This window comes from Chitinophaga sp. CCNWYY40 (assembly GCF_037483205.1).
Taxonomy (GTDB): Bacteria; Bacteroidota; Bacteroidia; order Chitinophagales; family Chitinophagaceae; genus Chitinophaga; species Chitinophaga ginsengisegetis.
Genome location: NZ_JBBHLF010000004.1, coordinates 975,998 through 999,896 on the forward strand (window position 1 = coordinate 975,998; position 23,899 = coordinate 999,896).

At 47.0% G+C, this 23,899-nt stretch carries 21 protein-coding genes; 11 read left to right on the top strand and 10 right to left on the bottom strand.

The window, feature by feature from the left end; all coding sequences use genetic code 11:
* Positions 1–267: 267 nt before the first annotated feature.
* Complete coding sequence (locus V7S65_RS18680) at positions 268–2,256, top strand: tetratricopeptide repeat-containing sensor histidine kinase (RefSeq protein WP_168771253.1); 1,989 nt, start codon at positions 268–270, stop codon at positions 2,254–2,256.
* Positions 2,257–2,268: 12 nt separating this feature from the next.
* Complete coding sequence (locus tag V7S65_RS18685) at positions 2,269–2,907, top strand: response regulator (RefSeq protein ID WP_079469580.1); 639 nt, start codon at positions 2,269–2,271, stop codon at positions 2,905–2,907.
* Between the two features lie 42 nt (positions 2,908–2,949).
* Here the strand turns inward: V7S65_RS18685 and eboC are convergent, their stop codons facing one another.
* From eboC to V7S65_RS18715, 6 genes are all read right to left on the bottom strand, one after another.
* Complete coding sequence (gene eboC, locus V7S65_RS18690; RefSeq protein WP_111576885.1) at positions 2,950–3,828, bottom strand: UbiA-like protein EboC; 879 nt, start codon at positions 3,826–3,828, stop codon at positions 2,950–2,952.
* Positions 3,829–3,924: 96 nt separating this feature from the next.
* Positions 3,925–4,911, bottom strand: coding sequence for a TatD family hydrolase (locus V7S65_RS18695; protein ID WP_079469582.1), 987 nt, complete (start codon positions 4,909–4,911; stop codon positions 3,925–3,927).
* Between the two features lie 23 nt (positions 4,912–4,934).
* Positions 4,935–5,834 carry an EboA domain-containing protein gene (locus V7S65_RS18700; RefSeq protein WP_111577416.1) on the bottom strand — a complete coding sequence of 300 codons (900 nt, stop codon included), beginning with the start codon at positions 5,832–5,834 and terminating at the stop codon, positions 4,935–4,937.
* A gap of 433 nt (positions 5,835–6,267) precedes the next feature.
* On the bottom strand, positions 6,268–7,803 hold the full coding sequence (locus V7S65_RS18705; protein ID WP_336387537.1) for an FG-GAP repeat domain-containing protein: 1,536 nt from the start codon (positions 7,801–7,803) through the stop codon (positions 6,268–6,270).
* Between the two features lie 114 nt (positions 7,804–7,917).
* Complete coding sequence (locus tag V7S65_RS18710; protein WP_336387538.1) at positions 7,918–9,696, bottom strand: RagB/SusD family nutrient uptake outer membrane protein; 1,779 nt, start codon at positions 9,694–9,696, stop codon at positions 7,918–7,920.
* A gap of 32 nt (positions 9,697–9,728) precedes the next feature.
* A complete protein-coding gene (locus tag V7S65_RS18715; RefSeq protein ID WP_336387539.1) occupies positions 9,729–12,965 on the bottom strand; it encodes a SusC/RagA family TonB-linked outer membrane protein in 3,237 nt (1,078 codons plus the stop codon).
* A gap of 602 nt (positions 12,966–13,567) precedes the next feature.
* Between V7S65_RS18715 and V7S65_RS18720 the strand changes: the two genes are divergently transcribed.
* Positions 13,568–13,945, top strand: coding sequence for a transmembrane 220 family protein (locus tag V7S65_RS18720; RefSeq protein ID WP_111576889.1), 378 nt, complete (start codon positions 13,568–13,570; stop codon positions 13,943–13,945).
* A gap of 39 nt (positions 13,946–13,984) precedes the next feature.
* Here the strand turns inward: V7S65_RS18720 and V7S65_RS18725 are convergent, their stop codons facing one another.
* Complete coding sequence (locus V7S65_RS18725; protein ID WP_336387540.1) at positions 13,985–16,222, bottom strand: alpha-L-rhamnosidase N-terminal domain-containing protein; 2,238 nt, start codon at positions 16,220–16,222, stop codon at positions 13,985–13,987.
* A gap of 137 nt (positions 16,223–16,359) precedes the next feature.
* Here V7S65_RS18725 and V7S65_RS18730 point away from each other — a divergent pair, with 137 nt between their 5' ends.
* The 6 genes from V7S65_RS18730 to V7S65_RS18755 all read left to right on the top strand — a co-directional run bounded on the left by V7S65_RS18730 (position 16,360) and on the right by V7S65_RS18755 (position 19,704).
* Positions 16,360–16,899 carry a DinB family protein gene (locus tag V7S65_RS18730; RefSeq protein ID WP_336387541.1) on the top strand — a complete coding sequence of 180 codons (540 nt, stop codon included), beginning with the start codon at positions 16,360–16,362 and terminating at the stop codon, positions 16,897–16,899.
* A gap of 66 nt (positions 16,900–16,965) precedes the next feature.
* On the top strand, positions 16,966–17,706 hold the full coding sequence (locus V7S65_RS18735) for a 3-oxoacyl-ACP reductase family protein (RefSeq protein WP_079469589.1): 741 nt from the start codon (positions 16,966–16,968) through the stop codon (positions 17,704–17,706).
* A gap of 171 nt (positions 17,707–17,877) precedes the next feature.
* A complete protein-coding gene (locus V7S65_RS18740; protein ID WP_336387542.1) occupies positions 17,878–18,054 on the top strand; it encodes a hypothetical protein in 177 nt (58 codons plus the stop codon).
* Between the two features lie 80 nt (positions 18,055–18,134).
* A complete protein-coding gene (locus tag V7S65_RS18745; RefSeq protein WP_181784984.1) occupies positions 18,135–18,587 on the top strand; it encodes a MarR family winged helix-turn-helix transcriptional regulator in 453 nt (150 codons plus the stop codon).
* 64 nt (positions 18,588–18,651) lie between these two features.
* Entirely contained in the window at positions 18,652–19,086 is a 435-nt protein-coding gene (locus V7S65_RS18750) for a DoxX family protein (protein WP_111576892.1), read from the top strand.
* A gap of 30 nt (positions 19,087–19,116) precedes the next feature.
* A complete protein-coding gene (locus V7S65_RS18755) occupies positions 19,117–19,704 on the top strand; it encodes a YceI family protein (RefSeq protein ID WP_336387543.1) in 588 nt (195 codons plus the stop codon).
* A 63-nt stretch (positions 19,705–19,767) separates the two neighbouring features.
* Here V7S65_RS18755 and V7S65_RS18760 read toward each other — a convergent pair whose 3' ends face one another.
* Entirely contained in the window at positions 19,768–21,051 is a 1,284-nt protein-coding gene (locus V7S65_RS18760) for a DEAD/DEAH box helicase (RefSeq protein ID WP_079469594.1), read from the bottom strand.
* Positions 21,052–21,171: 120 nt separating this feature from the next.
* On the bottom strand, positions 21,172–21,696 hold the full coding sequence (locus tag V7S65_RS18765; RefSeq protein ID WP_079469595.1) for a YceI family protein: 525 nt from the start codon (positions 21,694–21,696) through the stop codon (positions 21,172–21,174).
* 162 nt (positions 21,697–21,858) lie between these two features.
* On the opposite strand from V7S65_RS18765, the gene V7S65_RS18770 reads away from it, so the two are divergent.
* Complete coding sequence (locus V7S65_RS18770; protein ID WP_336387544.1) at positions 21,859–22,614, top strand: DUF4184 family protein; 756 nt, start codon at positions 21,859–21,861, stop codon at positions 22,612–22,614.
* On the opposite strand, the gene V7S65_RS18775 is transcribed toward V7S65_RS18770, so the two are convergent.
* Positions 22,590–23,264 carry an SMI1/KNR4 family protein gene (locus V7S65_RS18775; protein ID WP_143313559.1) on the bottom strand — a complete coding sequence of 225 codons (675 nt, stop codon included), beginning with the start codon at positions 23,262–23,264 and terminating at the stop codon, positions 22,590–22,592. The two genes, V7S65_RS18770 and V7S65_RS18775, sit on opposite strands and share 25 nt — an antisense overlap.
* Before the next feature lie 36 nt (positions 23,265–23,300).
* On the opposite strand from V7S65_RS18775, the gene V7S65_RS18780 reads away from it, so the two are divergent.
* Positions 23,301–23,831 carry a DUF1697 domain-containing protein gene (locus V7S65_RS18780; protein ID WP_336387545.1) on the top strand — a complete coding sequence of 177 codons (531 nt, stop codon included), beginning with the start codon at positions 23,301–23,303 and terminating at the stop codon, positions 23,829–23,831.
* Positions 23,832–23,899 lie beyond the last annotated feature (68 nt).

Below are 23,899 nucleotides of genomic sequence, written 5' to 3' on the forward strand. Positions count from 1 at the left end.
CTTATCCTGATCCGCTCCTGCTTCCGTTCATCCCATACGCTGTTGCGTATTAAAACAGAAATCCAGAACTTTATGCCGCTGTAGAAATGAACGACGGTTTCACAGTCTGAGAATTAAATTGTTTGACCAAAAAAGAAACATGGGACGCCCATGTTGTTAACCCTGTAACATCGGTTGTATTTCACATCTTTTGTTGCATACTGAGCATTTGTCAACGCGCTGCGATGGCGGGCGATGGCGTTTCCGGTTTTTAAAAGTGTATCAAAGATGCTGAGAATATTACTTTTAGTTTGTTGTATTTCGATAGGCAGCAATGGGATTTCACTGGCAGCACCGGCTTCTGCGGCTGATAGTGTTTTGCAAGCAATTAACCGGCAACCTGAGGATACACAGCAGGTACAGGCGCTCATTGAATATGGCTGCCGGCTTTTTCCTTACCAGCTTGATAAGTCGGCTGCCGTTTTCATGCGTGCCTTACGGATCAGCAGGCAACTGGGTTATCACAAAGGGGTGGCCGACTTTGCCTGTTACTATATGTACATCCAGGATATGCGGGGGCAGTATTTGCAGTCGCTGTACATGCTGAAGCAGGCGGTGATCATTTATGCGTCGCTGAAAGATACCCTTAACCAGGTGAGGGCCATCAGCTATTGCGGGATGGAATACCAGCAGATGGCGAACTTCCCTGCTGCCGCAGCCGCCTACCTGGAAGCGCTGAAACTGGCCGATGCCGCGAAAGACAGCGCCAGCACAGGCATGATCAATAATTATTTATCGGATGTTTTTATTTCCCTGGGAGATTTTAAGAAGGGATTTAACTATGCGGCCCAGGCTTATGATCATGGGCGCAAACTGGGGAGTAACTCACGCATGGCATCGGCCCTGCTCAATATGGGAGAAAGTAAAAGCAGGGAGGGCAACTACACCGCTGCCAGCGGGTATTTCAGCCGGGCGCTGGAGCTTGGTAAAAAAGCGGGCGACCAGTTACTGGTGCTGAATGCACTTACCGCCACAGGCCGGGTGTATACCGATCTTTCGCAACATGAACAATCCTTACGCACCTACGAAAAAGCCCTGCTTATTTCCACCGATGACCCGGGACTTGAAAACCGGATGCAACTATACATGGGGTATGCCAATGCCCTTTACCGGAGCGGGAAACACCTCGCTGCCGATATCTATCTCCGGAAAACAATTACCCTGGCCAGGCAATATTATGCAGGCGATGAGCTAAGGCGGGCCTACCTCGCCGCATCCGACAATGAGGCTGCGCAAAATCATTACCAGCGGGCTTTTCAGCTGCGTAAAGCCTATGAGCAACTGAATGATTCGCTGGTAGGAAACGCCACCCGGCTAAATGTGCAGCAGCTGGAAATGCAGTACCAGTCTGAGAAAAAAGACAGGGATCTGGCGGAGAAAAAATTACAGCTGATACAGAAAGACCTGCTGCTGCAACGGAAGAACAGGTGGATTGGGTTCATCTTCACCGGCGTGGTGCTGATCCTGGTAGTGTCTTTCCTGGTATGGCAGAAATTACTGCACCGGCACCGCTTACAAAAGCAGCAACTCCAAACCCTGGAAGTAGAAAAAACCGTACAGGTGCTGGAAGCGATGATGCAGGGCGAGGAGAAAGAGCGTACGCGGTTGTCGAAAGACCTGCACGACGGTGTTGGCGGGCTGTTGTCTGCGGTGAAGATGCATTTCTGGGCACTCAAATATGAGCGTACTTTCCTGCAGCAGGACAAAGGATTTAACCATGCACTCAGTATGCTGGACGACGCCATCGGGGAAGTGCGTAAAACAGCGCATAACCTGATGCCTGAAATCCTTTCCAGGATGGGGCTTGCAGGGGCGCTGGAATTATTCTGCAATAACGTGAGTCACTCCCGTGAGTTGCAGATTACCTTTTATACCTCCGGCGATATGCAGCGGTTCAAAAGCAATTTTGAATTATCGGTGTACCGGATTGTGCAGGAGCTGATCAATAACATCATCAAACATGCACATGCCACCGAAGCGCTGGTACAGCTTACTCAACACGATCAACTGCTTACCATTACCGTAGAGGATAATGGCGTTGGCTTTGAAAATATAACGAAAAGCACTACCGGTATGGGGTTAAAGAATCTTCATACGCGGATCAAATCATTAAACGGACATCTAACGCTCACGGCTATACCGGGTTGCGGCACTACGGCATATATTGAATTTAATATTGCCATTATGCAGCTGATGGAAGTACAGCCATCGTTTTAATTTTAACAGCACATGAGTATCAAACTGGCTATAACAGACGATCACCTGCTGGTGATCAGCGGCATCAAAGCGATGCTGGCGCCTTATCCGCATATTTCCGTTGTTTATGAAAGCAACCGGGCGGGTGCGCTCATGGCGGCTTTGCCTGCCATACAACCGGATGTATTGCTGCTGGATATCCAGATGCCTGAAATTGATGGCATTGAGCTTTGCAGGCAGGTGAAGAAAAAGCATCCGTCTGTAAAAGTAATTGCGATCAGCAGTTTTATGGAAACGCACTATATCAGGCAGATGCTGCGTAATGGCGCCGCCGGGTACCTGTTGAAAGGCACCGACCCCGAAACGCTTATCCATGCGATAGAGCAGGTGCATGCCGGCGAACAGTTCCTCGACGAACTTATCAGGCGCCAGTTGGTGAATGAAGTGATTACCGGTCAAAAGCGCAGCAGCTACGAGATTCCGCTTACACGCAGGGAAAAGGAGATCCTGAAACTGATTGCAGATGAGTATTCCAACCAGGAAATTGCGGACCTGTTGTTTATCAGTTTACGTACCGTGGAAACGCACCGGTTAAATCTTACGCAAAAGCTTGCAGTGAAAAATACTGCCGGGCTGGTGAAAGAAGCAATGAAGCGGGGAATAGTGGAATAGCTGCAGGTATCCGGCGCGGTGGCCGGATACCTGTGAAAGTGATCAGGTAACGGCAAATATTTTACCCAGCACCAGTGATATCGGTAACAATAATATTACTGCGATAGCGAAAGGGATGGTAGCAAAAGCGGCTACCCAGGCTGCATTCATGGCAATCAGTGCGATGATCCCTCCTTTTACCGCCTTTCCTATATTGGGTCCTGAAGGGTTTTTCATGGCTTTGAAAAGCGGCACATTGATCATGAAAATAAACAACCCGATAAAAGGCAGCGCCAGCCAGAAGTGATGGTGCAGGTAAGCCAGGATCCCCATTGTAATATATACCAATGCATAACATGCTGCGGTAAGGCGCAGGCTTTTCACGCTGCCGCCGTGCACTTCTCCCCTGCTGATGTTGGTAACGGCAGCAATATAGATAATGGGGATGAATCCCATCCACCAGTATGTTTCCAGCATTTCCGGTACGATACTGATGCCTAACAGGAGGTTAAGCCCACGGCAAAGTCCCATGTTGAGCGGGCCGAGGAAAGAATGATGTTTTCCCCACTTATTATAAACAAGTGCGCTGGTGGCTACACCAATGGCGAGCCAGCCGGCATAACCGGTAAGCCGGCCTACTGAAAAGGCAGCCAGGATACCCACCAGGAGCAGGTAACTACCGAGGATGATGGCCTGTGTTTTTGAGATAGTACCGCTTGGGATCGGCCTTTCCGGGCGTTCTGTGCTATCCAGTTCTGCATCAAATACGTCGTTGAATACCACACCACCACCATATAAGCCAATGGTAGCGAGGCAAAGGCATACTACCGGAAGGGTAAAATCCAGTGTAAGGGTGCTGAACGTAACATTTATAAAATAGGCCGAAATAGCAACTCCAGCCAATATATCTGCTATTGCAGTTACGATATTGGCTGGTCGCATCAGGCGTAGATATCCAATCAATTTGCTAACAATATAACTCACCGTGTAATTAGGTTTTCATGGTTCATTGCCAGCAGAAACGAAGCTGTCAGGCCGTTACCGGATGATGGTTGTGTTTTTATCAATTCGAGGCTGCTGTCCTCCACGTAGTATAGAGCTTCCGTTAAATTTCTCACTTTGATCAATATTTGCTGCTACATCAAAATCTGCTTCATTAATCTGGCCGCTCTGCGCAAAGGCTTTTACAGCATTGGTGTAAGTTACCAAATGAATATCATTCAAGTCAATACCACTTTCGTGCATTAAAGCGGCGGTTTTCGGAACGGCCAGGGGATCGCTGATACCCCAGTCGGCAGCGGAATTCACCATAATACGTTCACTTCCATACTGTTTAACTACAGCTACCATGCGTTCATTCCCCATTTTAGTGAAGGGATAGATGGTAAACGCAGCCCAGAAGCCACGATCGAGCACTTCTTTGACTGTTTCTTCGTTATTATGGTCTACAATGATCATGTGAGGCTCCAAACCATGTTCCAGGGCAATATCCATACTGCGCTGGGTTCCTTTTTTCTTATCGCGGTGAGGGGTATGTATCTGTACGGGTAAGCCGGCTTCTTTAGCCAGTTCCAGTTGGGCGCGGTAATATTTTTCTTCGAGGGGGGTTTGGTCATCGAAACCGATTTCGCCCACGCCCACCACGCCTTCTTTATAAATAAACTGTGGTAATATTTCCATTACAGCTTCCGCGAGCTTTTCGTTATTAGCTTCTTTTGAGTTGAGACCAATGGTGCAATAGTGTTTGATGCCAAACTGGGAAGCGCGGAAACGCTCCCATCCCAGGAGGCTGCTGAAATAATCGCGGAAGGTATCCACGCCGGTGCGTGGTTGTCCCAGCCAGAAAGCCGGCTCAATAAGCGCCACTACGCCGGCATCGGCCATTGCCTGATAGTCGTCCGTAGTACGGGCGGTCATATGCACATGCGGATCAAAGAAGCGCATGCCTTTTATTTTATTAAGATAAGCGGGGCTATAGGTGAGTGGTTGGAGATCTTTCTCTGTTAAATCGTGGATTCCGCACATATCTGATCGGTTTTAATGTTGATTTATTTAGTTATTTTTTGCGCCAGGGTATCCCAGGAGATACTACCAGCCTGTATTTCCGCCTGCAAAGCCGGGTCTGTGGCCAGCAATGCTTTAGCGGGTTCATATTGGCATTGTGCACAAACCAGTGCTGCGGCTTCTTTCTCTGTGCTGTTCAGGGAATGCCAGATACGGGTGATATCTGCAAAATTGCCTTCTCCTACAAAATTCACCAGGACCCGCCACTGCATGGGATCGAGCGTTCTGCCGGCGGCCCATCTTTCATGGGCAAAATCTACCAGGATGCCTGCCAGTGCGGCATTGGCCCTTTCATCCAGCCCCGTGATCCCGTGTAATGGTTTATCGGTAAAGATAGCTTTCATTACCAGCTGATTCCACGCGGGTTCCGGGAGATACTTAGCCGGGTAAGGATTGTGCAACATAATGGCTTCCTGTACAATACCAATATTGGACCGGATGCCTTCCGAAGTACGGGCGATCCATTCTTCCGGCCAGGGCAGCAGCGGGAGTGCGCTGTACAAGGCGGCCAGTTCATTCATTTCTGCGCCGTTGAACAGGTTTTCCAGCACTTCCAGGTAGGCAGATTTGTTGGCTACCGGTAATTGCAGCAACCACCACACCCGTGCGAGGCGGTCTAACGTCCATCCATGTACGAAAAATGAGGGCAGCAGCGCCTGCAGCTGTTCATCTTCCGTTGTGGAAATACGGATCCTTTCTTTACCTGTGAAACGCGGGATAGCTGTGAAAGTTTGATTAAACTGCGGGATGGCACCGGTTTGCTGATGTAGCTGCAAACGCTGTTGCAGCCAGGCATTTGCTTTTTCGTTTCCGTTGTTCCTGATGATCGTACTAAGCAGCGTGCTCACTTTATCCTGATCGTATACATATTCAGCCACTGACATATCCTGTTTAAAATAATAATGCTGATTTCCCAATAAAATTAACCAGTAATAATGGGATTTTAAGAATCCGGCCACTTTTTTATGATAGATGGCAAAAAAAGAAGATTAAACCGTTCACATCAATGGTTGAACGATGAGATGTGTCCAAAATAAAAGAGAGGCATTACTGCCTCTCCTTCCGCCATTCTAAAACCTGATTATACATCAGGATATCTTTAAACTGCGAAGCCTCTGACGACAGGCATGACGCAATCAGGTATATGTTGGGAAAACGCCGATCAAGAACGATGGTACTTTAAAGATCTGTAATATATGAGTGCTCTCTATAAACTTAGATCCCAAATAAAGCAAAAATGCACGTAGCAATAAATACGGCCGTAAGATACATATTTCTCCTTTCATTCCAAATAAACAAGTGATTTTTACGTTCCATTTAATGAGCAGCATTGTTCTGTAATACTATAAACGGCTGATACTCTTTCCAGTCAGGCTTATAATCATCAAGTATGATAAAACCCTGTGCGTAGTTTCCAAGTACTATATCCTGGTCGCCATCGTGATCATAATCTTTCACATCCATGCAGATCCATCTTCCTTCCTTCTCCAGCGGCGGAGAATGAGGGATAAACGTAAGTGGTTTATTTCCACCTTCAAAGAAAATAAATTTCTCTTCCGGCCGGTGTTTAAAGTCCGCGAAAAAGGCGATGGAGGCAATATCTAACTTGCCATCGCCATTAAAATCAGCTACCACGGCCTTTGTACAGCCATTCACGGGGTAATGCCATGCCTCGGTGTATTTATTATTTCCGTCATTCAGGTAGACGAATATTCCGTGGTAAGGTTTAAGCACCATAGAAAAATCTGCATTATCACCGCAGGTATATAGTATGTCCTGTTTTCCGTCGCCATTAAAATCTGCGAGTTGAAAACTGGTAGAACCATTGATGGGAGGGAATCTCAGCAGGCTGGTAGATACAAAGCCCCCTTTCCTGTCGTTTTCAAACAACCAGATGCCTTCATCACCGGCGGCAAACAGCACCATAAAGTCCGTATAGCCGTCGTGGTTAAAATCGCCGGTTTCTGCATGAACAGCGCCGGGTACTTCCCATATGGGGAACTGTTTGTAGCTGTGATCCGGTAATTGTTTCAGCCAGTACAGGCCGCCCTGGTTATGTCCGAATGCGCATACCAGCAGATCGGGCAGGCCATCTTTATCGAAATCTGCCTGCAGGGTTTGTACCGGCCGTTTCAGGAACGCCATGAGGTCGTGCTGCCTGCTTTGGGCGTCATTGGGCCTGATGCTGGTAATAATACCGGCAGGCGCGTCCAATGCCCGCATATTGCCTATTTCTGTGAGTATAGCCTGTTGTTGCGCCGCAGTGTCTTTTACAAAAAGTATATCGACGGCGGGAGATGGTAAGCTTCGTATGTTAACGACTTGTAAATTTTCGTCCCATTGTGTGAGTGTACTGGTGAGTCCATCACTGGTCATGAGGTGGCCATTGTCCGGGTTAAAGGCCACCATTGTGGTAGCTACCGGGACGGTATCTTTCAGCACCGGGTGTTTCAGTGTGAAAAAGGACCAGTCGCGTTGCAACGGCTGCGGCACTTTTTCAGCCGGCAGTTTATCCGGGGCGGTATGTTCATAGTATGCCACCAGTAATTCCCAATCCTGGATAGAAATAAGCCCTGGTTTTTCACCGGGCATCGGCGGGTAATAGGAATGCTCCCCCCATACTTTAATGCCCAGTTTGGGCGCCATAGCGGGCAATACGTGCTTTAGCCAGGTTTCCTTATCCAGGAGGGCGGGAGACACCGGCAAATGGCAGCCGGAGCAATATTTACCGGCCAGGACTTTTCCTTTTTCTTCCGGGGTAGGTGTGTGGCAACTGATGATGATGACAAAGCTGGTGGTGATTAAAAATAAAGCGGCGAGACAATACCGGTTCCTCGTGGGTTGATTGGTCATCAGTGAATATTTTAACGGGTATTGTAAAGTACTAAAATGTTATATAAAAACGAATGCAGCGAAAAAGATCCGCTGCATTCGTTGTGTTTAAAAAAGCGACAGATATAGCTGTTATTAGTAGTTCGGGTTCTGATCGAGTACTCTTGTTCCGCCTACCATTGTCAGATCGATCTGACGTTGCGGGATGGGGAAGTATTCATTTTTCCCTTTTGTAAAGTGTCCGCCTTTCAGGTCGTCGGTGATAGCTGATTCGTATTGGATAAAGGCATTCAGCGCCACATCGGCAATGCCCCAGCGTACGAGATCGAAGAAGCGGTGGCCTTCTGTAGCCAGTTCCAGTTTGCGTTCAAAATAGATGGCTTTTAATGCCTGGTCCTTACTTGAAAAAGTAGCGGTGTACCTGCCTATTTTGTAATTGGCTGCCATTTGGGTAGGATCGAAGCCTAACATAGGTTTCGTATCGTCTTTATATTTATGCAGCCAGTTTTCAGGGTGATTGATCATCCTGTCGCGGATCTGGTTTACCAAAGCGGTAGCTCCGGGGAGGTCGCCGGTTTGGGCATGGCATTCGGCAGACATGAGGATTACGTCGGCAAAGCGGATCAACAGTACGTTGATAGCGGATCCCGGCGCCCAGGAGTGTGCATCTTTGTATTTGTCCTGGTTAAACTGCCAGTATACCATTTTCTTTGGCGCATAAGGGCCGGCATATTTCTGGTCCCTGATCCAGTTAGCACCAGGGTGATTGCCCCAGTCGTGATAAGGTACCCCACGGCGGCCAACGGTCCAGTCGAGACGTGGATCCAGTGTACCTGTTTCCGGTGTGAACGGTGTGGTAGACACGATGCCCTGATCGTTTTTCACGGGGTTTGCGTTCCAGGTATCGAGGTTAGGCAAACCGGTAGCGGGATCTGTGCGATAGGAGTTTACGAGGTCCTGGGTAGGCTGATAAAATCCGCAGCAGCCGAATGGGCTGTTGTACGGAAAGTTCAGCATTTCGCCCTGGTTCGCATTGGCGATGGTATTGGTACCATCATTTGCCGTCATCTGGATGGCAAATACGGACTCTGAATTATTCTTTTTGGCGGCATCGAAGTTGTCTTCAAATGCGTTTGTGAGGGCGTATTTAAGACCATTGGAAGTAACGCCTGAGGCAATGGCCTGATCAAATAGCGGCATTGCTTCTGTGTACTTTTTCTGGTACAGGTATGTTTTGGCCAGGTAGATTTGTGCAGCCCATTTATTTGCTCTTGCCACATCGCTTTGTGTAGGGGGCAGGTTATCTGCAGCAAATTTAAAATCGGCTTCAATAAAAGGCCAGATATCCTTATCATTTTTAACACGGACTTCTATCGTGGTATCTGTGATATAAGGCACTTTATTGAACAGTTTTTTCAGTTCAAAATAGTAGTGTCCGCGGAGGAAACGGGCTTCTGCTTCCACTTGTGTTTTTTCGGCGGCGCTCATATCTGTTGCTATTGGAAGTTTTGCCAGTACCGTATTACAGCGGATTACGCCTTCATACACCGCTCTCCATTTAGTGTTGAAGAAACCGTTGCTGGGATCTACTGTGAATTTAGCAATAGGGTCGATACCGGGCTGGTCACCACTGAAGCTACCTTTGTGTGAGTCGCCACCAGCTACGCTGCCATAGATCCAGTTGGTAGGAGACGCTTCCCACGGCCCGCCGCCACCGAGGGCTGCCTGGGCGGTTTGTTGCCCATCGAGCGAGGCATAGGCGCCTACCAGTAAATAGTTAATACCGGCTTTATTCGCCACAATTTCGTCACTGAGGGAGCCGAGTGGTCCCCGTTCCAGGAAGCTCTTGCTACAACCACCGATTCCTACTGCTGCCAACGCAAGAATTACACTTAAATATCGTAATGTTTTCATTTTTCTCAATTTTACTTTTCAGGAAAAAATTATCAGAATGTTACATTCACACCAAGCAGGTACTGACGCTGATTAGGATAAGCTCCTTCGTCCACGCCGAAATTGCTGGTACCACCGGTAATTTCAGGATCTATACCTGAGTATTTGGTGATGGTAAACAGGTTTGCAGCCTGACCATAAACCCTGAATTTTGTGATACCAATTCTCTGGAGTACGTTACTTGGTATAGTGTATCCCAGTATCATATTTTTTGCACGCAGATAAGAACCGTTTTCAACAAAATAAGAGTTGGGTACGTTGGAAGTACTGAAAGACGGAGATGTTTCCTGGATGGGCGCTGTGGCGTTCTGACGGGTTGGCAGCCAGGAATCATACAGGGCTGTTTTGCTTTTCGCACCTTCGAAGGAAGGATAGAAGTCGGTCCACCATTTCACCTGGTTCCAGATCTTGTTACCCTGTACGCCGTATAAGAACATGCTGAAATCCCAGGCTTTATAAGTGAGGTTGATATTGATGCCATAGCTGAACTTCGGATTGGGATTACCGAGGTAAGTACGGTCGGCTTCTGTAACCCTGCCGTCGCCATTCACATCTGCATATTTGAAGCGGCCTGGTTTTGTATCGGTCTGGTATACCAATGAATTATCGTTATACTGTTTCCTGGTGGCTTCGTTTGCTGCATCTATTTCTGCCTGGCTGTTCCAGAATCCATCTACCTTATAACCAAAAAATTCGCTGATAGATTGTCCGACAGCATTACGGATAATAAATGTGCCGTTAAACCTGCGCTGCTCCTGGTCGAAGTAAGGCGCAGCATCTGATATTTTAACGATTTCATTATTGTACGTAGTGATGTTACCGTTCAGTTCCAGTTTGAGATCTTTGGTAAGATTCAGGTTGGTGGTAGCAGAGAAATCGAATCCTTTATTTTTCATTTGTGCCACGTTCACATAAGGAGCTGCAGCTATACCGTAAACGCCTGGTAATTCCGGGTTGTAGAGCAGATCTCTTACATCTTTACGGTAATAGTCCGCAGTGATTTCGAGAGCGCCTTTGAAGAGGGTAGCGTCTATACCGATATTGGCGTTCACGTTACTTTCCCATTTCGCATTGACGTTACCGATACGTGTGCGATAGAAGCCCTGTAAAATGGAGTTCGAAGTACCCTTCAGATCATAGAAGGAATTTCCTTTTTCAAATCCGTAAGCGGTGAAGGCATTCTGCGGGTTTACGTTGATCTGGTTCCCCATGATACCATAGCCTCCGCGGATCTTCAGATCGGAGAGCCAGCTGATACCCTTCATGAATTCCTCCTGTGAAATACGCCAGGCGGCGCTTACTGCCGGGAAGTTACCATACCTGTTGGCAGAACCGAACCGGGAAGAGCCGTCACGACGAATTAAAGCACCCAATAAATAACGGTCTTTATAAGAGTAGTCTACCCTGGCAAACAAGGAGAACAATCCATCAGAGAAACGGCTGCTGTAGTTGGTAGGTGTTCCGCTACCAGTACTGAGATTGGTAAAGTCCGGATCAAAAGTAAAATAATCAAGATTAGATCCCCCAACAATACTACCCTTGTTATCGAATGCTTCCGTACCTAACAATACTTTCAGGTCGTGTACCTGGTTGAAGTTCTGATGATAGGTGAGTGTATTGGTCCAGGTCCAGTCGTAACCGGTTCCTGAATTTTCTGTATACGAGTTTACTTTATTATTTTCAGCATTTTCATATTCAGGTAAGGTGAAGCTATGGTTGTTGAAAGAATAGATTTCACCGCCGAAGCTGGTACGGAGTGTAAAATGCTTCAGGATGTCTGCTTCTGCAAACACGTTGCCCAGCAGGCGGCTGGCCAGCGTTTTGGTAGTACCAAAGCGATCCTGGATAGCTACAGGGTTGCGGGCATTACCCAAACCTTTACCAAAGCTACCTGCGTAGTTGCCTTTAATATCATGTACCGGGATAATAGGCATTTCGCGGAAAGCCATACCAATACCGCTACCTTCCGTAAGTGCGCCTATTTGTGGGTTACTGATCAGGGAATAAGACATGTTTTCGCCTACCCGGATATGATCTGTAATATTGTAGGTACTGTTGGCGCGAACTGCGTAACGTTTGTTATAAGTATTGGTTAATGTACCCTGTTGATTAAAGTAATAGAAAGAGAAAAAATAGCTGCCGATATCGCCGCCACCAGCTACTGAAATATTGTGGCTGGTGATAGGTGCAGGTTTAAATATTTCATGGAACCAGTCCGTACCGGATTTATTAGCTTTTACAATACGGTGAAAACCATCCACATCACTGGCTACCTTGTAGTTTGGATTTACGAAGTAGGTAGATGGATCCGTGCCGGGATCTCCTTCCATCGCGCCCTGAGGAGCGATATAATCCGGCAGGCGTGGTGTGGCGCCGGAACCATATTGTTCATCGTTATATACAGGGTTAGCGGTGGTATTGGCAATGGCCATCCACTTCAGGTTGGCCTGTTCCTGCGGACTGAGGATATTCCATACATTTCCGCCTTTGGGCCGTTGTGTACCATAATAGCCATCATAAGAAACCTTTACTTTACCGGTTCCTCTTTTGGTGGTGATGATGATAACGCCGTTGGCTGCACGGGATCCGTAGATAGAGGCAGCGCCTGCATCTTTCAATACCTGCATGGTTTGTACATCGTTGGGATTTACGTCGGTGAGGTTGGAGATAGGTACTCCGTCGATCACATACAGCGGTGTATTACTCTGGAAGGTATTTACGCCGCGGATCTTCACCTGTGGTTCCTGGCCTGGCTGGCCGGAGCCGAGGATGGTAACACCGGAAACCTGTCCCTGCAGCTGATTGGCTATCTGGGAGGTAGGCTGTTTGGTAAGATTTTCTACTTTCACAATAGATACAGCACCGGTAAGGTCTTTCTTTTTCTGGCTGGCATAACCGGTTACTACTACTTCTTCCAGTGATCCTACTTTCTCGGTGAGAGAAACGTTTACTGGTCCGGCTCCCACTACTGCTTCCTGCGGATCATATCCTACAAAGGAGAATACAAGTGTTTCGCCTGATTTGGCCATAAGGGAAAAAGTACCGGAGGGGTCTGTGGCAGTACCCCTGTTGGTGCCTTTCACAAACACAGTAACGCCTGGCAGCGCATTGCCTGAAGCTTTGTCCGTTACTTTACCCGTAATTTTTGTTTGTGCTGATACGTTGTTGCCGGCCAATAGCAACAAGAGGCCGCATAGTACGGCGAGTGCCTGGTAAAATTGCTTTTTCATAACGTGATTTAAGGGAAACGTTTAAGAAAAATTGTTAGTAAATAAGGATTCCTATCTATATGTCACCTTATTGAACAGTCACAACTTTGCATACAGATCTCCTACCCGCTGCATTGATTGTTTTGCGGCAGGTCAATTTTCAATAAATACAAAGCATTAGTTTTTCTTCACACGTGCATGATGCGCTACACGGTGTTAAAAAAGGAATGAGTGTCTGTTCAACAGTTAAGCGATAACTACTGATGTTGAATGATGAATTATACTATAAAACAAACACTGATGGTCAAGCTGATTCAGGTCATTTGACTTTTGTTTAATTGTTTATTGATAGTGAATTCAATACGATAACTAATAATAACTGTGAGAATCTTTTGCTCTAGTAACAAACATTTCTACCCTCAGATTTTGGTTCTCACGTGGAATTGTGTAATGATTTCGAATATATAACATTATTTTAGCTCAAACAAGTAGTCTTTTAACATTTTCTTTAAAAGTGACAAAATTGCAGATCGTTATTCCACTATTCCACACTGCCGGGATAAAATAATACAAGGAATACTTTTGAAATTCTTTGTGTATGTTTAAGCCCTAATTTTTGTGTCATGAAAGTATTGAATATTGTGTTTTGCCTGATGTTCGTTTTATTTGCAGGCTTACAGTATAATGATCCTGATCCCTATATATGGATGCCCATCTATCTTTATTCTGCCCTGCTTTGCTGGTTTGCTGCCCGTAACCGCTTTTACCCGAAATGGTATATTGCCGGTATACTGGTATACCTGGCTTATGCCATTTATAAATTTTTTGACCAGAACGGGGTGGAAGACTGGTTCACGAAACATAATGCGGAGAACCTCGCCGAAACTATGAAAGCAACCAAGCCCTGGATTGAAGAAACACGTGAATTCTTTGGATTGTTCATTTGTATCGGGGCACTGGGCATAAATTATTTTTACTCGAAAAGAAAACGGGTAGCGTAGGCGCCACGGGTATTGTCCTGGAGCAGGACAATACCCGTGTTACAGCGAAACCTCCTGCGGCCCTCCATGCAGGGTGATCTCTTTTCCGCGCCAGCGGAATTTCCCGGTGATACCGAACGGAACCCTAACGGTGCCGGTTACACGATTATTTTTAAACGCAAGGTCCACTTCTATTAAACCATCCGGATGCACCATTGTCGCCTTTACCTGCGGCGAGGCGCCGGGATCTGGTGCGATCAATACTGTTCTGAAGCCATAGGAGGCCGACTGGATGCCTGCCGTAATACCCAGCAGGAAGAGATTAGCCACCGAGGCGGTTGCCTGGTAAGCTGCTGCGTTGTTTGGTTCCAGTTGCGTTGCGAGCGACTGTAATTCCGCCGGAAACGTTTCTGTAATACCAGTTTCCTGCATCGCTTTGAAGATATAATACTTTTCACGCAGCGATTCTTCCGGCGACTGTTTTTCAGCCATTAAACGCTGCATTACACTCTTTACCTGCCGTGGCGGCACCGCTTGCGCCAGCACAGCCAGGGCATTGGTGCAGCGCGAGAACGTTTTCTTTGCCGGTGTTTCCGCATACAGCCCTTTCCCGGCGTCATAACATTGCTGATACCATATTTCTCTCGCTTTATCTGCAATGCGCGTATAAGCAAGGGAGTCGGCAGGCTTATCGCAATAGCCTGCAATAACAGCCGCCTGCCGCAGGGCATACAGATACTGGCCTGTGATGGGCGACAGCGCCACGCTATCATTATAAGGTATATTGCCGGGCAGGCCCGTGGCGGGGTCCTGGTAGCGATCCATCCAATCGAGGGTACTGCGTATGCCGGGGAAGCATTGCTTCGCCAGTTCTTTATCTGCCTTATAGAGCAGATAATCGTGGAGTGCACCGATCCATACCAATGCATCCGTTACCGATACCAGCCGGTCGTCTGACGGGTAGCGGGAACGGACAAGCCCCTCCGGGATACGCGACTGATCTGTTTGTACCAGCGCATTTCTGAGCAGTTGATCATCTCCCGAAAAAAAACTGATGGCAAGCCCCTGTATACGGGCGTCCTGTATATATTGTAACTGCGCATTAAACGGATCATTATACAGGTTATCCTGCGCACCTGTGAGCGCCGCCCTTTTGCCGGTGGCCCAAAGGGAATCTGCCGCTGCGCCGGCAGTAAAGGCCGATTTATCATTCAGCAAATACTGCGTATATACGTTGTAGTAGTCGTGCAATGTGAGCGGCGCCTTGCCTGTTTCAATATCCAGCTGTACATACCGGAAGCTGCGGTAACCCGAAGACATGAACTTACGGCGGGTGCCGCCATCGGGATGAATAACATCCTGTATCACTGTGCTGCTGGAATATGCTGGCCGATAAGTAATTTTTATACCGGCATCCAGTCCGCCGCTGATCAGCATTTCAGGAAAACCGGTGGTTTGTTGCCCGGCGTCCAGCAGCAGCTTAACTTTTCGTTTAGCAGGAATGGTTAGTGGTGCCGTTCCCTTCAGCAGGGTTGCCTCCGCCGTAATGCCCTGTTGTGAAACAATACCGGTGAATGATTGCCGTTCCTGGTGTAAACGGCCAATGGGCGATGGTGTAAGCAACGGCCAGTTAGCCGCACTGTGGCCTTGCAGCGCCACACGTGCACCTGGTGCCGCGGGTTCCCAGGCGCTATCGTTATATGCCGGCTGTTCCCAGCTCCAGGGATGGTATTGCGCGGTAATGCTGTCGCCGGGAAAGGCGCCGTAGAAAATGTTCTCCGTAGTTTTCACGGCCGCCGGATGTATCGACTCATCTTCCATTACCTTCCAGGAAGCAGACCCGGTGTTGATAATAGCCGCTTCGCGGGAGGTATGTCCCTGGATAAGCAGACCGGTGCTGTTAGTGAACTGGCCGCGCGGCTTATAAGGTCCGAAGTTGACCACTTCCGCGGCAATTACATTGATGCCATATTTCAGGTAAGGGCTGATATCAATTGTTTCGTAGTACCAGTTGGCGAGGTCTGAGCGTGCGGGCCCCATGCCGGCGAAGCGGCCGTTTACATACAAACGGTAACGGTTATCCGCAGAAAGGTGGATGATAAAAGGACCGGAATAATTGAGTAGCTGGAACTGTTTTCTGAAAAGATATACCCCGTAGGCGGCAGGGGCGGCATCATTGCCGGAAATCCAACGGGCGTCCCATTGGGAGGGGGTATTACTGCTTTTCTCCTGCGCGGACAGGGTGGTGGCAAATCCGATGAATGCCGGCAGTAGCAGGCATTGTAACAGATATTTCATAGAAAGAGATTGTAGGTAGTCAGGATATATTACTTACAAATATATTAAATATATTATTAAGATGATATAAGTACGGGGAACGGTCTGTTGCCGGGAGAAAATGTTCGTATATTCATCCTCCTTAAAAAACTCACCAGATGAAAAAAAATGCCATCCATCCGGACCCCGGATATTATTCCACCTATATCAACCTTGTGCCGGATGTAGACATTAAAACCGCGCTGGAACAGTCGTTGCAGACACTGGACGAATTTGACGCCGCTGAGCTGGAACCACTGGGCAACTATGCCTATGGCCCCGGTAAATGGACCTTAAAGAATGTATTGCAGCATATTACGGATACTGAGCGGGTGTTCTCCTTCCGCGCCCTGTTATTTGCCCGGAAAGATGTTCAGGTACCGCCAACGATGGAACAGGATGACTATGCGGCAAATACAGAAATAGATGACCGGAGCGTATCTGAAATACTGGCAGAACTGAAAGCAGTACGTGCAGCCAGCATTATGCAGTTCAATAATTTATCCGACGCAGCGCTGTTAAGAACAGGTATGTGCTGGAAAACGGAGATGCCGGTACTTGCGCTGGGCTTTGCCATTGCCGGTCACCAGGCGCACCATCTGAACATACTCCGTGAAAAGTACCTCCAGCCCAATTCTAACATGAAGGTTAGTAGTTAACAATTAGTACTCCTCTTCTTTACACGGGTTAGCCGGACTAGCTTTGCCAGCATAAAATCATTATTTATGAAACGTCTGGAAAATAAGATAGCCCTGGTAACAGGAGGTAGTCGCGGTATGGGCGCCGCCATTGTAAAGCGTTTAGCCGGAGAAGGCGCCACAGTGGTATTCACCTATGTAAAGGGCGCAGCACCGGCGGCGGCGCTGGTAGAAGAAATAACCGCAAAAGGGCAGAAAGCTACCGCGGTAGCAGCAGACAGCGCTGATGTGAATGCAGTACTGGCCGCTGTGGATCATACGGTGAACAGTCATGGTCGTATAGACATACTCGTTAATAACGCCGGCACGGCCGTGATGAAAGAATTTTCCGAATATACGCTGGAAGACTATGAGCATACAATGGCCGTAAACACCCGTGCAGTGTTTGTAGCCACGCAGGCAGCCACGCGGCATATGGGCAGCGGCGGCAGGATCATTACCATTGGCAGTTGCATGGCCGACCGTGTGGTAGGTCCTCAGGGCACCCTGTATAGTATGAGTAAATCCGCCCTTACAGCGTTTAATAAAGGGCTGGCGCGCGACCTGGGTTCCAGGGGTATTACCACCAATCTCGTACAGCCGGGACCGGTAGATACCGATATGAATCCGGCTGATGGCCCTCATGCAGATTATCAACGTCAGCATATTGCGCTCGGGCACTATGGTACAGCCACTGATGTAGCTGACCTGGTGAGCTTCCTGGCAGGCCCGGAAAGCGGGTATATCAATGGTTCCGCGTTGACAATTGATGGCGGGTTGAATAGTTAATTTATCTTATTGATATTATAAAAGGAGAAGGGAAGGCTTTTTAAGTCTTCCCTTCTCCTTTTTCATTACAAATATCGTTTTGCGTAAAGGAAATTCCTGATTTGATCACCTGATGCGTTAATTAATGTCAACCTTGCTGTTCAATTAACTGACCCGATATGAACAGGATCTATGACTAAAAAGCCCACTTTTAAAAAGGCCGGGGCCGCGCCATTCATTCTCATCCTGCTGATATTAGGAGGCTTGCTAACCGCCCTGCTGGCCACCAGTGTCTGGCAGGCATTGTTCCAGATTGTTTTAGTTATCCCGTTGGTAATGATCACCTGGAAATTATTGAAAGCAGAATAAAACGGTTTTTTGCCTGAAAATTTGGTAGAATGAAAAATACATTTACCTTTGTTGTATAAACAACAGTTGTAAATGTAATTATGAAACTGGAAGAGGAACTGAAGCAGACACGATTTAAGGACGAATACCAAAAAGCCATGCTGAATATCATATTTACCGGTAACTGGCTGGAGGTAGGGGCTTCTCATATGCTGAAGGAATATGATTTGTCCAGCCAGCAATTCAACGTATTACGGATACTTCGCGGAAGCAGGCCTAACCCGTTGAACCTGCTGGATATCCAGGAACGGATGATGGATAAGATGAGTAATGCCACGAGGCTGGTAGAGAAATTGCGCCAGAAGGGGTTACTAACCCGTCAGCAATGCGACAGCAACCGCCGGAAAGTGGAAATTGAGATCACTGATAAAGGACTGGCTTTATTAAAAGAGCTGGATCCCGTGATGGAAAAGAATCACCGGGAAGTAACAAAGAAACTGACCAAAGAGGAAGTGAATACCATCAATGAATTGCTGGATAAACTCCGTAGTTGATTTTTTTTGCCTTAACACTTGTATATACAATAAAAGTACAAACGCTAATAATAATTATACCTTTATGTTTAAACGATTGCTTCACACAGACGACAACCTTACCTCCTTTATCATCCGTATTACCGTAGCATTAGTGATGTTACCACATGGCGCGCAGAAATTACTCGGCATGTTTGGTGGTTACGGATTCAAAGCCACAATGGGGTATTTTACCTCCCAGGGCACGCCTTCTATCCTTGCTTTCCTGGTAATATTCACCGAAAGTATCGGTTCATTGCTGATTCTTTTTGGATTTACCACCAGGATATGGGCGGCCATGCTGACCATCATCATGCTGGTAGCTGCGAATATTCACTCCCCTAACGGATTTTTCATGAACTGGGGCGGTACCCAGGCAGGTGAAGGCTTTGAATATCATTTACTGGTAATTGGTATCAACATTGCACTGATCATCAAAGGCGCCGGACGCTGGTCCGTTGACCGTCAGCTTTCTAAATAATAATTAATCACATTCAATAAAAAAACAACCATGAAGAAAAGTTTCTTTTTCACCACCCTCCTGGTATTAGCCAGCATCGCCACTTTTGCGCAGGTAAAATGGAATGCAGATCCTGCACATACCAGCATCATCTTTGGCGTAAAGCACTTAGGACTGAGCTATGTACAAGGTCATTTTACCAAATTCAATGGCACCATTGAAACGGCCGACAGTACCAATTTCCAGAACGCGAAAGTAGATTTCACCGTAGATGCAACCAGCATTTCCACTGGTGTAGATCAGCGTGATGGCCACCTGAAAACAGATGACTTTTTTAACGTAGCAGAATATCCTTCCATTACCCTGAAAAGCGTTTCTTTAAAGAAAGTTGCAGGTGATAAATATGTATTGCTGGCAGATCTTACTATCCGCAATACTACAAAACGTGTAACCTTCGACGTTACTTACAATGGTGTAATTAAAGATCCGTGGGGTTTGAGAAGAGCAGGATTTACTGCTAAAACTACCATCAATCGTCTTGAGTATGGCGTAAAGTATGCAGACAAATTACCTTCCGGTGTATGGGCAGTAGCACCTACTGTTGATATCACTGTAAACGTAGAAGCAGTAAAGCAATAGTTACAGATTTAGATAGTGTTTTTGAGTAGCGTTCCCGGTGTAAGCCGGGAACGTTTTTTATTGTTATTTCTTCTTCGCTTTTTTCTTCACATTCGCTGCCGCTCTCTTCTTCACTTTTTTCTGTACTTCTTCCATTTCCCTGTTATGTTCATCCAGCAGGAGTTGCCAGTTGTCGTTGGGAATATCTTCAGAGAAGCTGATGGTTTCGCGGTAATCATCTTTATTGATCTTCATTTCAGTGATTTCCTTACCGAGGAATTGCTGGATTTCTTCGAGGATCGGTTTTTCTTCCGTGCTGCAGAAGGAAACGGCCTGCCCTTTCTGCACACCTCGACCGGTACGGCCTACACGGTGTACGTAGTTTTCGGGGACATCGGGTAAGTCGTAGTTTACCACGTAATCAACGTTAGGGATATCGATACCGCGTGCGTTTACGTCTGTGGTAACGAGTACTTTGATATCGCCTTTTTTAAACTCTGCCATTACATCGAGCCGGTCGCCCTGCTCTTTGCCACCATGCATGGTGAGGGATTTGATCCCGATACGGGCCATAGCGGCCATTACGCGTTCTGCACGTACTTTGGTACGTACAAATACGAGGATTTTGCTTTCCGGAAATTCCTTGATCAGTCTTTCCAGGAAGAAACGTTTATCATCCATTTCCACAAAGGCTACTGCGTGGCTTACATTTTTAGCAACAGGGTCTTTGGGAGATATTTGTATGCGGATAGGATTATTTACAACGGAATATGCCAGGTCCTTGATGTCTTTATTCAGCGTAGCTGAGAAAAACAGGGTCTGGTGTTCGCGGGGAATGTGCTTGATCACGTCGCGGATATCGCGGATAAAGCCCAGGTCCAGCATATGATCGGCCTCATCGAGTACCAGGGTTTGCACCTGGCTCAGGTCAATATGTCCCTGGTTAATCTGGTCGAACATCCGGCCTGGGGTGGCAATGAGTACATCCACGCCTTTTTCCAGTACTTTGATCTGGGGGGCCTGTTCTACTCCGCCTACGAGGGCCAGGATACTGAGTTCTGTATATTGAGCGATAGATTGAAAAACTTCTGCTATCTGGATGGCCAGTTCCCGGGTGGGCACCATTACCAGGCATTTCACTTCGTATTTATTTTTCCGGTAACGGCGGTCCTGCTGTTGCAGGCGGTGTAGGATAGGAATGGCAAAAGCCGCTGTTTTACCGGTACCGGTTTGTGCAATCGCCATTACATCGTCCCCGTTGAGGATGGAGGGAATGGCCTTAAACTGTATATCTGTAGGCTTTTTAAAGCCCATTTCTTCTAAACTTTCCTTTATTTCTGAGGAGATATTATATTGTTCAAATTTCATGTGACATCATTGGAAAGCACAAAGATAGCCAATAGCTGCTAGCTTTCCTTTTTTAACAAAATGCCGTGGAGAAGAAAGGAAATCCCTTCTTCTCCACGGCATTATACTTTACGGGGAAAGCTATTCTTTCACCAGTTGTATTTCCATGTTGAGTTTTACTTCGTCACTGAGCACAATTCCTCCGGCTTCGGTGGTGGCATTCCAGCGTAGGCCGTAGTCGGCCCTGTGCAGGCGGCCTTTGAGTGCAAAACCGGCCTTGGTCTGACCATATGGATCTACGGTTACGCCCGCATGCACTACATCCAGTTCAATAGGATGTGTTTCGCCTTTAATGGTCAGGTCGCCGAGCAATTTATATTTCTCGTCGTCGATTTTCTTCACTTTTTTAGAAACGAAGCTGATCTTGGGGTGATTGGATGCGTCAAAAAATTCGCCATTGCGCAGGTGTTCATCCCGTTGATGGTTTTGTGTGTCAATACTATCTGCTGCCGCTTCGAAAGAGATAGTGGCATCATGAAAATCGTCGCTTTCTGTTTGAATTTTCCCGGTAAACCGTGTAAAATATCCACTCACATTCGTAATCATGAGATGCTTAACTTTGAATCCTATTTCGCTGTGTGATTCATCAATTTTCCAGTTTGTCATAGCACATTGTTTTTTATGTTTTCAAAGACTCAATAAAAATAAGTGTAAATCACAGCAATGAGGTTGGACATTTTACCGGAAATGATGGACGATTATAACATTAACATTTCCTTACCAGATTTATTAAAATTCAATTAAATTTATTAGACAATTTTCCCGAAAATGCCATTTACGATATCACATGCAGCCATAGTTGTTCCCTTCATAAATACCTCCCGCAAATACCTGTCAGCAACCGGTTTAATCATCGGCAGTATGGTACCCGACTTCCTTTACTTCATTTTACTGAACCCATACTTCAGTGGCGGACATCAGTGGTGGGGAATTTTCGTATATGATATACCGTTAGCCCTGCTGCTCGCATATGTTTATCACCTCATCGTAAAACCGGTAGTGCTGCCGTACCTGCCGGCATGGGCCAGCGACCGCCTCCATCTGTTCAGGCCGTTTAATTGGGATACTTATTTCCGCGAATATTACAGCGTGGTGATTTATTCCATCATACTGGGAGTACTCACACATTTCTTCCTCGATTCATTTACGCATGAAGCAGGCGGATTTGTGTCACGTATACACTTTTTACAAAAGGATGTTACCGTATGGCGACATCCTATGAAAATGTGGTACCTGATGCAATACCTCAGTTCTGTAGCGGGATTACTGTTGATGTTATATTTCTTCCTGAAACTACCGCGGGTAAACAATCTTCCGAAAGTATCCCTGCAGCTGAAAGCGCGCTTCTGGATTACGGTTGCCGTAATCAGCGGGTTAGTGTTACTGGTAAATGAATACTTTCACCATATCAACTGTAAGGGCATGGATTACCTGGCCACCGCGCTGGGCGGCGTTTTCTACGGACTTTTATTTACCGTGGGATGGTATTGGTGGGTTACTTATTCATCACGGTCTATGCGGTAACTCCATTCCATGCGGAGCGTATCCATGATGGCCTTATACTTCTCTTCCCGGCTGGTACCAATATAAATACCATTCACCTGGCCGTTCTGCTCAGTGGTCAGCACAAGGATATCTTCATAATCGTTGGTAAAGAAACGCAGCAACTGGTTGGAAATACCGGTTTGTTCCTGCCAGTGCGTAGTAACAGCGGCGATACGTTCCGGCGTAAGGTCTTCCTCCAGATCAGTGAAGGCTGTGTATGGGAGTCCGCCCAGCGCGCCGTTCCACCACGCCATCGACAGTAAAAAGTGCTCGGTTGTATCGGCGTCTGTAAACCACTCCACCCGTGCGCTGTCGTATGTGCCATATACCGGCGGGTCCGGTAATGTGAGATCTGCTTTGGCAATGCCCCACAGTACCACGGCCTGATTCTCTTCATAAAAAATCAGGTGATCATCTTCCGAAAAACCAATTTCTCCCAGGGAAGTTAAACGGTTAAAACTATCATTCACCATTTTGTTTTTACCTATAGCAAGATAGTATTGGCGCAGGGCTGCCGGCAACTGAAGCTGTAAGCGGGCTTCCAGTGCGGTTATTTCTGCAGCTGTGTAACCGTGATTGGCATCTTCCGGTAAGTTGTATAATTTGTGGATGATTTGTAGATAGTGCATGATAAAACAAACATACAAAGTAAAGTTGAAAACCACATGACCAGATACGTTGCATTTTTAAGAGCGGTAAATGTTGGAAAACGAACCGTTAAAATGAAAGACCTGCGCCGGCAGCTGGATACGGCAGGCTTTAAAAATGTAGCCACCTATATCCAGAGTGGTAATGTGATGTTTGAATCCGGCAGCAATAATGCCGCGGCGCTGTCTGCAAAAATAGAAAAACTGTTGCTGGCTACCTATGGCTTTGAAGTGCCCACCATTATCCGGTCGGTATCCGAACTGGAAAATGTAGTAAAACACACCCCGTTCCCCGGCGTGGTCCCGGATAAAACCACGCAGGTGTACATCACCTTCCTGTCTGGCGATGCCGGCGCACATGCCGCATCCGTAATCGCCTCGCTGCAATCAGCCGCAGAAACCCTGCATATGAAAGGCCGGGAAGTGTATACGCTGATCCATAAAAACCTGGAAGCAAAACCCCTCGATGTAATATCCCGGCTGGAAAAAAAGCTCGGACTGCCATGCACCACCCGCAACTGGGCTACGGTGAATAAGGTGATCTGGTAGCCGGATCCACATTTTTCCAGGTGAAAGTGTAAGTTTTTCCTACATACTGCAACTAACCCTGATAAATA

Excerpts from the sequence above, each read along its gene's own strand:
- V7S65_RS18680 (WP_168771253.1), top strand. The coding sequence starts at position 268 with ATGCTGAGAATATTACTTTTAGTTTGTTGTATTTCGATAGGCAGCAAT.
- V7S65_RS18770 (WP_336387544.1), top strand. The coding sequence starts at position 21,859 with ATGCCATTTACGATATCACATGCAGCCATAGTTGTTCCCTTCATAAAT.
- V7S65_RS18685 (WP_079469580.1), top strand. The coding sequence starts at position 2,269 with ATGAGTATCAAACTGGCTATAACAGACGATCACCTGCTGGTGATCAGC.
- V7S65_RS18740 (WP_336387542.1), top strand. The coding sequence starts at position 17,878 with ATGACTAAAAAGCCCACTTTTAAAAAGGCCGGGGCCGCGCCATTCATT.
- V7S65_RS18720 (WP_111576889.1), top strand. The coding sequence starts at position 13,568 with ATGAAAGTATTGAATATTGTGTTTTGCCTGATGTTCGTTTTATTTGCA.
- V7S65_RS18745 (WP_181784984.1), top strand. The coding sequence starts at position 18,135 with ATGAAACTGGAAGAGGAACTGAAGCAGACACGATTTAAGGACGAATAC.
- V7S65_RS18730 (WP_336387541.1), top strand. The coding sequence starts at position 16,360 with ATGAAAAAAAATGCCATCCATCCGGACCCCGGATATTATTCCACCTAT.
- V7S65_RS18760 (WP_079469594.1), bottom strand. The coding sequence starts at position 21,051 with ATGAAATTTGAACAATATAATATCTCCTCAGAAATAAAGGAAAGTTTA.
- V7S65_RS18725 (WP_336387540.1), bottom strand. The coding sequence starts at position 16,222 with ATGAAATATCTGTTACAATGCCTGCTACTGCCGGCATTCATCGGATTT.
- V7S65_RS18695 (WP_079469582.1), bottom strand. The coding sequence starts at position 4,911 with ATGTGCGGAATCCACGATTTAACAGAGAAAGATCTCCAACCACTCACC.
- V7S65_RS18765 (WP_079469595.1), bottom strand. The coding sequence starts at position 21,696 with ATGACAAACTGGAAAATTGATGAATCACACAGCGAAATAGGATTCAAA.
- V7S65_RS18700 (WP_111577416.1), bottom strand. The coding sequence starts at position 5,834 with ATGTCAGTGGCTGAATATGTATACGATCAGGATAAAGTGAGCACGCTG.
- V7S65_RS18775 (WP_143313559.1), bottom strand. The coding sequence starts at position 23,264 with ATGCACTATCTACAAATCATCCACAAATTATACAACTTACCGGAAGAT.
- V7S65_RS18710 (WP_336387538.1), bottom strand. The coding sequence starts at position 9,696 with ATGAAAACATTACGATATTTAAGTGTAATTCTTGCGTTGGCAGCAGTA.
- V7S65_RS18735 (WP_079469589.1), top strand. The coding sequence starts at position 16,966 with ATGAAACGTCTGGAAAATAAGATAGCCCTGGTAACAGGAGGTAGTCGC.
- V7S65_RS18715 (WP_336387539.1), bottom strand. The coding sequence starts at position 12,965 with ATGAAAAAGCAATTTTACCAGGCACTCGCCGTACTATGCGGCCTCTTG.
- V7S65_RS18755 (WP_336387543.1), top strand. The coding sequence starts at position 19,117 with ATGAAGAAAAGTTTCTTTTTCACCACCCTCCTGGTATTAGCCAGCATC.
- V7S65_RS18705 (WP_336387537.1), bottom strand. The coding sequence starts at position 7,803 with ATGACCAATCAACCCACGAGGAACCGGTATTGTCTCGCCGCTTTATTT.
- eboC (WP_111576885.1), bottom strand. The coding sequence starts at position 3,828 with ATGCGACCAGCCAATATCGTAACTGCAATAGCAGATATATTGGCTGGA.
- V7S65_RS18750 (WP_111576892.1), top strand. The coding sequence starts at position 18,652 with ATGTTTAAACGATTGCTTCACACAGACGACAACCTTACCTCCTTTATC.
- V7S65_RS18780 (WP_336387545.1), top strand. The coding sequence starts at position 23,301 with ATGACCAGATACGTTGCATTTTTAAGAGCGGTAAATGTTGGAAAACGA.